The sequence below is a fragment of the Luteibacter sp. P4_E6 genome, assembly GCF_056401535.1.
On the sequence record NZ_JBFUJE010000143.1, the window covers coordinates 1 to 8,761 of the forward strand.

Annotated in this window: 9 protein-coding genes and 1 pseudogene; all 10 read right to left on the reverse strand. The window is 63.7% G+C overall.

Features of this window, described 5'->3' with window-relative positions; all coding sequences use genetic code 11:
* Window positions 1–34: 34 nt before the first annotated feature.
* Window positions 35–319 (reverse strand): annotated as a pseudogene (tssB, locus tag AC1DT2_RS10790) (type VI secretion system contractile sheath small subunit); the annotation flags it as partial.
* Between the two features lie 204 nt (window positions 320–523).
* Window positions 524–1,315 (reverse strand): TOBE domain-containing protein, encoded by a 792-nt coding sequence (locus tag AC1DT2_RS10795; RefSeq protein ID WP_477296193.1) that lies wholly within the window; start codon window positions 1,313–1,315, stop codon window positions 524–526.
* Window positions 1,316–1,359: 44 nt separating this feature from the next.
* The gene (locus AC1DT2_RS10800) at window positions 1,360–1,860 is read right to left on the reverse strand and encodes a MarR family winged helix-turn-helix transcriptional regulator (protein WP_477296194.1); all 501 of its coding nucleotides are present in this window, start codon (window positions 1,858–1,860) and stop codon (window positions 1,360–1,362) included.
* 64 nt (window positions 1,861–1,924) lie between these two features.
* The gene (gene maiA / locus AC1DT2_RS10805) at window positions 1,925–2,566 is read right to left on the reverse strand and encodes a maleylacetoacetate isomerase (protein ID WP_477296195.1); all 642 of its coding nucleotides are present in this window, start codon (window positions 2,564–2,566) and stop codon (window positions 1,925–1,927) included.
* 23 nt (window positions 2,567–2,589) lie between these two features.
* Entirely contained in the window at window positions 2,590–3,819 is a 1,230-nt protein-coding gene (locus tag AC1DT2_RS10810) for a flavin-dependent oxidoreductase (RefSeq protein ID WP_477296196.1), read from the reverse strand.
* On the reverse strand, window positions 3,816–4,511 hold the full coding sequence (locus AC1DT2_RS10815) for a fumarylacetoacetate hydrolase family protein (protein WP_477296197.1): 696 nt from the start codon (window positions 4,509–4,511) through the stop codon (window positions 3,816–3,818). The genes AC1DT2_RS10810 and AC1DT2_RS10815 overlap by 4 nt, the downstream gene beginning before the upstream one ends.
* Window positions 4,512–4,538: 27 nt before the next feature.
* Window positions 4,539–5,588 (reverse strand): gentisate 1,2-dioxygenase, encoded by a 1,050-nt coding sequence (gtdA, locus tag AC1DT2_RS10820; RefSeq protein WP_477296198.1) that lies wholly within the window; start codon window positions 5,586–5,588, stop codon window positions 4,539–4,541.
* 114 nt (window positions 5,589–5,702) lie between these two features.
* Complete coding sequence (locus AC1DT2_RS10825) at window positions 5,703–6,188, reverse strand: pyridoxamine 5'-phosphate oxidase family protein (protein WP_477296199.1); 486 nt, start codon at window positions 6,186–6,188, stop codon at window positions 5,703–5,705.
* Window positions 6,189–6,190: 2 nt separating this feature from the next.
* On the reverse strand, window positions 6,191–7,648 hold the full coding sequence (locus AC1DT2_RS10830) for a UbiD family decarboxylase (protein ID WP_477296200.1): 1,458 nt from the start codon (window positions 7,646–7,648) through the stop codon (window positions 6,191–6,193).
* Window positions 7,649–7,655: 7 nt separating this feature from the next.
* On the reverse strand, window positions 7,656–8,761 hold a 1,106-nt coding region (locus tag AC1DT2_RS10835; protein WP_477296201.1), incomplete at its 5' end, for an MFS transporter.

Consider the following 8,761-nt stretch of genomic DNA (forward strand, 5'->3'; position numbering starts at 1 on the left):
GCCAGGTTGCCCTCGCCAGTCAGCGTGTTTGGGACGCCAGGTTGCCCTCGCCAGTCAGCGTGTTTGGGACATTGAACGACACCGTGGGCCGGATCGATTCAAGGCGATCGTTGAAGTTGTCGACGTCGATCTCCAGCGCCTTGCGCTCCTCGACCGGCGGCAGGTCGCTGGCGCTCGCGCCGGAGAGGTCGGTCATGACCCCCATCACGAACGGGATGCTGACCTTCTTCTGGGCGCCGTAGAGTTCGACGTCGTATTCGATCTGAACGCGCGGAGCGCGATTTCGCGCGATGAACTTCTGGCTACTCGACTTGACCATCGTTTTTTCTCCTACGTCATCAATAGACACGATCAATTGATATGTCTCGTATGAGTCACGTAATCAATCGAACGGCCATTCTCGACCACACCCCACCTGAGCTGAAATCGTTGCTCGGTATAGGAGGCATAAGGAGATGTGATAGCTCGAGCGCAACCTTTTGCGCGCCCGGTTAACGTAGACGCGCCTAAGCGCTATCTCGAATCAGTCGGTGACACCGACGATGACGGAAGCAGCATCGAAGATGGCCAGCACGGCCAGGCCTTCGACTAGGCCAAGGTTCTGGACGCTGTCCTTGGTGATGATGGAAGTGATCGTCCCGCCGCCCTCGATATCCACGGTCACCTCCATATTTACAGCGCCGGGATGGATCCGGGCCACCTTGCCAGGCAGCTGGTTGGAGGCGGACAAACGCCCTTCCCCCGGCAGCCCGAGAAGGATCCAGCTTGCCTTGATGAGAGCGATGACGGGGCGCCCGGGAGCCAGGGCCAGGCTGTCCGTACTCTCGCGGGTCACCGTCGCAATGAGCGTAGCGCCGCCCGTGGTCCGGATGGCGATGCTGTCGTTGACCGCGCCCTGTTGGACCTGATCGACGACGCCGGCAAGCTGGTTTCTTGCACTCGTTCGCATGGTCAGATGCCTCAAGAGATGGATGTCATCGGTCGCCTCTTGCCCGAGCGATGCAAGATGCCCGACGAACAGGCGATGGGCCGCTTCGATGCTGCGAAAGGAGGCAATCAGGCGCTCGGCGCGTGCGGTGAGTCTTGCTCCGCCGCCGCCTTTGCCGCCCGTCGCGCGCGACACAAGCAGCTCACCAGCGAGGTTGTTCATGGCCTCGACCGCGTCCCACGCTCCCTTGTAACTCATGCCGACGGCCTTGGCGGCCGCGGTAATCGACCCGGTCTGTCCAATCTGGGACAGCAGTTCCACACGGTCCAGCCCACCCCAGCGCCGTGCACCATCGGAGAGCCACAAGGAGCCTTCGTACTGGAGCATGCTGTCACCCACGTGTAGGACCTGTCTGAGCTACCCCTGCCGCGCTACTCAGGATTGAGCGGCGTACGCACGACACCGTTGTACGTCTCGACAAAGCGAGAAAGCAGCGCCAGGAACTGCTCGCGCTCGCGTGCGTTGAACGGCTCGAGGACGCGCGCCTGGGCGCGTTCTGCCGGCTTGGCCAGCCGCCGCATCATGGCGACGCCGTCCGCGGTGAGCTTCAGCGTCTTGCGCCGGCGGTCCACCTCGTCGGCGACGCGAACGACGAAGCCGGCGTCCTCGAGCTTGCCGACGACCAACCCGGTGGTCGAGCGATCGAGCCCGATCAGCCCTGCCAGCGTGACCTGGTCGATCCCGGGCCGCGCACGCAGGATGTACATGATGCCGTACTGAGTAGTGGTCACCCCGAGTGTCGCGGTTTCCTCCATGAACATCGAGACACCGATCTGGTGCGCACGGCGAAGCAGGAAGCCCGGACGGCTGTAGAGAACGTTCAGGTCGCTGATGTCGGTGCCCGCCGAACGGGCCATCTTGTCTTTTTCCATGAGCGTAGTATGCGATTTTGGCGCGCGGCTGCCACGCGTTTCTGTCGCCTTAGGCCTAGGAATTTTATTCGGCATCGGGCTGGTTCCCTGGGAGTGCCCGTTCGAACGCCGGCAGGGCCACGCAGGCGGCGTAGATCCGATGGATGGTCGGCCATGGCGTCAGGTCGAGGCCGAAGCGACCACTGTTCGCCACCTGCGGAACCAGACAGATATCCGCCAGCCCTGGCGTTTCGCCATGGCAATACGTACCCGTCCCTGCGCTGACCGAGAGCATCGTTTCCAGTGCATCGAAACCGGCGGCGACCCAGTGATTGAACCAGGCAGCGACCTCCGGCTCCGGCTGACCCAGCTTCTGACGCAGGTAGGTTAACACGCGCAAATTGTCGATAGGATGGATGTCGCAGCCGATGACCTGGGCCAGCGCGCGTACCCGTGCACGCCCCGCCGCGYCCCCCGGGAGAAGCGGTGGCGAGGGGYGGGTTTCGTCGAGGTATTCGACGATCCCCATGGACTGGGTCAGGACGTTGCCGTCGATCTCCAGCGCCGGAACCATGCCTTGCGGGTTGAGCGCAAGCATGGCCGGACTGCGCTGCTCGCCACGTTGCAGATGATAGGGCACCTGCTCGTAACCGATTCCCTTGAGGTTGAGTGCGATGCGCACCCGAAACGCGGACGACGAACGAAAGTAGCCGTGGAGCCGAACCATACGAGTGCCCTCCTCCGTGTTCTTCACCGTAAGTCCGCCAGACCGAACCCGGCCACCCGCTTGTATTGATCGGACAGGGCGCGGAGCTCTTCCTGGGTGATCAGCTTGTCCAGATCCTCGAAGGGTTGGTCGCCGGTCAGTTCCTCGACACGGATATTGATGAAGTCCGGCGGGGTGGAACGGTTGGTCAGCACCACCTTGCCGGTAACCTCGCGGCGCACGTCTTCGTAAGCCTTCAAGGCAGCGACCGGATCACCCGCGGCGATAAGGTCGGCGAGGGTCCGCACGTCGATAAGGGCCTGCGCCGACCCATTGGACCCTCGCGGATACATCGGATGGGCGGCATCACCCGTGAATGTGACCCGGCCGAAGGTCCACCGTTCGACCGGGTCCTTGTCGACCATCGGGTATTCAAATACGTGCTCGGCGCCGCTGATCAGCGCAGGCACGTCCAGCCAGTCGAACTGCCAGGCGGCGTAGTTCGGCAAGAAGTCCTCGAGGCGACCGGGTTTGTTCCAGTCATTGATGATGTGCGCGCCCGTCTGCACTTCGGCGACCCAGTTGATCAGCTGGTCGCCACTACCGTCGATGTCGTCGACGATCGGATAGACCACGAGCTTGCAGTGCTTGAGCGAGCCGATGCGAACGTAGGTCCGGCCGTCCAGGATCGGCTTTCGCCGGGTCGTGCCGCGCCAGGTGTTGATACCGGTGAACGCGACGGTCTCCTCAGGATAGAACTGCTTGCGTATGGCCGAATTGACCCCGTCGCAAGCAATCACCACATCAGCCTCGACCGAGTCGACCGACTGACCCGTGGCGACGTCCTGCAGGTGCAGGACCGCCTTGTCGCCGACCTCGCTGACGCCGGTGGCGCGGCGCCCGGTGACGATGACTTCCGGCCCCATTCGCTCGAGCACCTTGCGATACAGAAGCATGTGCAGACGTCCCCGGTGGATGCCGAGTTCGGGATAGGCATACCCGGCGTGCACACCGCGCGGCTCGCTATAGATGCGCTGACCAAAACGGTTGTAGAAGGCACTCGCACGGTTTTCGATGGCTACCGCGCGCAACTCGTCCTGCAGGCCAAGCGCGGTCAGCTCGCGCATGCCGTGCGGCAACAGGGTGATGCCTACACCGAGTTCGCGCATCGCGGGCGCTGCCTCGTAGACTCGGCAGGAAATGCCGCGCTCGTGCAAGTTGAGTGCAAGGGCCAGGCCGGCGATGCCGCCGCCCGCGATCGCGACATGGGTCATGCCTGTGCTTCCCCGATCGTGATGGTCAGGTCGTGCAGACCATCGATATGGCCGTGCATGACATCGCCGGCAACCACGGCATTCACGCCTTCGGGAGTACCGGTGTAGATCAGGTCGCCCGGAGCGAGTTCGACGTACTGCGACAGATGACCGATCACCTCGGTAACGCTCCAGATCAGCTTGGCCACGTCGCTGCGCTGACGATCGTCGCCGTTGACGGTGATCCAGATCGCAGCCTTCTCAAGCGGCTGGCTGGGGTCGGCTTTGCTGATCGTGCCGATCAAGGCAGACCGATCGAAGGCCTTGCCCATTTCCCACGGGCGGCCAGCCTTCTTGGCTGCGTTCTGCAGGTCGCGGCGCGTCAGGTCGATGCCCGTCGCGTAACCGTAGACGTGCTCATGCGCCTTGGCCGCCTCGATGTTGCGACCGCCCTTACCGATCGCGACCACGAGCTCGATCTCGTGGTGCACATCGTTGGTCATCGACGGGTACGGGATGGTCGCGCCGTCGTGCACGATCGCATCGCCGGGTTTGATGAAAAAGAACGGCACTTCACGATACGGATCGTGTCCCATCTCGCGGGCATGCTCGGCGTAGTTACGGCCCACGCACCAGATGCGACGAACGGGGAAATCGCCGCCGCCCTCAACGGGGACGGTCGGAATCGCAGGCGGATCGATGACATAGCTCATGAAAGAAACTCCAAGGTGAGGTCGTGATCAGGCGACCGAGCGCAGTTCGCGCCACAGGCCGAGCTTTTCCTGCACGCAGCGGTCGGAAAAGCTGAAGAGGACGGCTTCGCTGTCGGCGTGATGCGAGTGTTCGGCCCAGCTCGGCACGACGAAGACGTCGCGCGGCTTCCAGCGGATCAGCTCATCACCGATCCGTGTCTCGCCCTCACCTTCCACCACCGAGTACACGGTGCCGTCGGTGGAGCGATAGGGGGCGCCCTTGAAGCCGGCCGGCAGCAGTTGGATGAAGGCGGCGATGGTCGGGGTGACGTGGCCACCGGTGGCGGGGTTCACGTAGCGCATCTTGAAACCATGGTGCGGGTCGATGCCGCCGTTTCCGGCGAGCACGCCCAGCGACTCACGGGTGCGCGCATAGGGATAGTTGAAGATCGGCGAGTTCTGGTTGGGCGGCGTCCAGTCCACTGGCAACAGGTTGTTCGCATAGCGCGCGTTGCTGTCGCCCAGCGGAATCGAGACGTCCTGGCGCTCGGCGGCGGCCGGCTCCGCAAAGCCCGTGTCGAAGAATGCGACCAGGGGAATATCCAACGCGTCCAGCCAGACCATCGGCTTGTCGCTGTCATTGCCATGGTCGTGCCAGGTCCACTTGGGTRTGATCACCAGGTCGCCTGGGCGCATCAGCGTCTTCTCGCCGGCCACCGCGGTGTACGCGTCGCGACCTTCGACGATGAAGCGCAGCGCGCTCTGCGTGTGCCGGTGTGCCGGCGCTACTTCTCCGGGAAGGATCAGCTGCAGGCCGGCGTACAGGCTCTGGGTGATCGCTGCCTTGCCGCCTAGCCCGGGATTCATGAGCATCAGCACGCGGCGTTCCGCTTCGCGCGCCGTGATCAATGAGCCCGACTCCATCAGATACGGGCGCACGTCGTTGTCGTAATCCCACTTGTATGCGCGCACCGGCGTGTTCGGCTGGCGTGGAATCAGCGCATGCAGGCTTTCCCATAGCGGCGCCATCTGGTGTGGTGTCAGTCGCTGGTAGAAGTCCTGGCGTTCGGCGTTGGGAGTGGTTTGTGCGTTGGTCATGTCGATCTCCTGCACTGATCCGTCTATCGATCAGTCGTCATATCATCAGACGTCTGTGTATTTTTGATTATGCGAACGCTGGAAGTTAGCTGTCAAACATCACGGGATGAGGCTTTACTCCGTGCCCGCCTCAGCGAAACGGCGCAATAGCAAGATCTGGCGTTCCCAGCGCGCGATCGCCTCAGCCGGGTCATCCAACCTGAAGGACACCATGCCTAGCGCGCTCGCGTAGGGCGCGGCATGCTTGCGAACGGCGACCACGTCCGCGGCCGAGACCGCCAGTGCACCGGCATCGCCATCGAGCAGACGCACATGCAAGCGCGCCTCCCACACCGCGCCACCCACCGCCGCGAACAGCGATGCCTGGCCGGTCCGGCGAAGGTTGGCGGTGCTGCGCGACCCAGCCCATGTGGCGAAGTACAGCCGGGACGTATCGCTCGCCAACACCTCGCCCACGCTGAGGAAGGACAGGTGTGGCCAGCCCTCCCCGTCCGTGGTCGCCAGCACCGCCGAGTCGCCCGCGCGCTCGCCCAGGCGCTCGCCGTCGAACAGGCCAAGCCAGCCTTCGGGCAGGCTCACGGGATCGGCAGGTGGCATCATGCTCATATCCGGCTCAGGATATCGGCGAACTTGGCCTCGACCTTCGCCAGCAATTCCTTGCTGCCCCGGGCCACCTTCGGGAACTCCTTGATCCGTTCGAACGGACGGCAGGCATCGATCACCGCACGAGAGCTGGTCGAGGACCCGCGATCGACGATGGGATCGAGCGGCCCGCTCCATATCCGGCGAAGGATATCGATGTCTGTTTCGGGGTCGCAGCGCGTGCACATCGCCCACATCACGTCGAACATATCGCTGGGGTCGACATCGTCGTCGACCACGACCACGAAACGGCCCAGATAGGATCCCGATTGGCAGTTGGCCGCAAGCATCGCTGCCTGCCGCGCGTGTCCGGCGAAGGCCTGCTTGATCGCGATGACATTGAACATGCGCGCGCCGCCGGCTTCGTGGCACCACACGCCGGTCACGCCGTTCAGGCCGGCGCGCTCGACTTCGTCCCAGATCATGCCGGACTTGGTCACGCACTTGCTGAAGGAGAAGTCCGAGGGCGGCCGCAACGGCGTGGCGATGGTCAGGATCGGGTTGCGGCGATGGTAAACGCGGCGGATGCGGACCACCGGCTGTTCGCTCTGCTCACTCGCGTAGTAGCCGGTGAACTCACCGAACGGCCCCTCGAGCTTGTTGTCGCCCGGAACGATCTCGCCTTCCAGAACGATTTCCGCGTGCGCAGGCATCGGCAAGCCGTAAAGCTCACTCTTGACCGTGTCGAACGGCAGGCCACGATGACCACCGGCGTAATCGTATTCGGAAAGTCCAAAGCGGATTTCGTTGCCGCTGGCCAGGAACAACAGCGGATCCATGCCGACACAGATCAGTACCGGCGTGGCCTCGCCGCGTGCGGTGTACTTCTCGCGGATCTGCCGGCCATGTTTGCCTGGCGACATCCACAGGCCAACCGACTTCTCGTCGTGCACCATAACGCGGTAAGTGCCCGCGTTGACCCAGTTCTCTTCGGGATCGCGCATGATGACGAAGTCGTGCGTACCGATGTAGCGGCCACCGTCTTCCTCGTGCAGGAACGGTACCGGGAATTTCAGCACATTGACCTCGTCGTCGCGGTCGATCACGTCGAAGATCGGACCGGTCTCGACTTCACGCGGGGCAATCGGCTTGTGGATCTTCATGCGGTCGCGGTAGGCCCGCACCACGTCGAGCGGATGTTCCGGCTCGGGGAAACCCAGGGTCAACGCGAGCCGCTTCGACGAATTGGTCGCACCGGAGAGCACACTCATGCCGGCCGGATATCCCGGAATGTCCTCGAACAGCACCGCCGGTGCTTCGGGGCGCTTGTGATTGACGATTTCGGCGAGGGCACCCATCTCCAGGTTCCAGTCGACGCCCTTCATGCGGATCAGTTCACCGGCCGCCTCGCAGCGCTCGATGAATTCGCGAAGGTCCACATACGGTGGGTTGGCACGGGTCGAAGCTACATCGGACATGCGTCGGTTACTCCTTGATGCTGGTCTTGGCGAGGGGAATGGAGGAGCGCGGGCGGGTGAGGCCCATCACGAAGACAGTCAGCGCGGCGACCAGAGTCGGCACGGCGACCAGCAGGAACATCGAAGGCAGGTCCAGGTGGGTGCCAAGCAGCACGCCGCCCATCACCGGGCCGACGATGGAGCCGATGCGACCGATGCCCAGGCCCCAGCCCACCCCGGTGGCGCGGCCACTGGTGGGATAGAAGGCGGAAGCCAGTGCGCTCAGGCCTGACTGCGCGCCGATCAGGAAGAAGCCGGCGACGAAGAGCACCGGGAGAACCAGGCCACCCGCGACGGAATAGCCGATCACGCCAATGAACACGGTGGCACCGATATAGGACACCAGGAGGACCTTGTACGGGTCGAGGCGATCGAGGAACCGTCCGAGGAGCAAGGTGCCGGCGACGCCGCCGAACTGCATCATCGACGTGCCGATGACAGAACCCTGCGTCGAATGCCCGCCGCCGCTGAGCACCGTCGGCAACCAGCTGGCGAGGAAATAGATGTCCAGCAGGCTCATGAAATAGATCACCCACATCAGCACCGTGCCCAGCGCGCGCCCTTCGCGGAACAAACCCGCTACCGGCTGCTTGTGGCGGTCTTCAAGGGCCGAGGGCACTAGCTGCACACCTTCGCTACCCGGGGCCAGCCGAAGCTGCAAGTCGGCTATCCGCGCCGCGGGCGCGCCCCGGTTGACCAGGAAAAGCAGCGACTCGGGAAGCGCCACGAGCAGGATTGCCGCCACGACAAGCGACAACACGCCGCCCACGTAGAAAAGCATTTCCCAACCCCAGGTCGGCAGGATCGCCGAGGCCAGCACGCCGGCCAGCGCACCACCCAGCGGAAATCCGCAGAACATCATCATCACCATGCGCCCGCGCGCCCGCGCTGGCGAGGCTTCCGCGGTCAGGGTGATCGCGATCGGCATGGCGCCGCCAAGACCCAGGCCAGCCAGGAAACGCCACATGATCAGCGAGTCCAGGTCGTGGGCGAAGCCGGTTGCCACCGTGAACGTACCGAAGACCACCGTCGAGGCGACCAGCAAGCGACGTCGCCCGGCAATGTCGGCGAGCA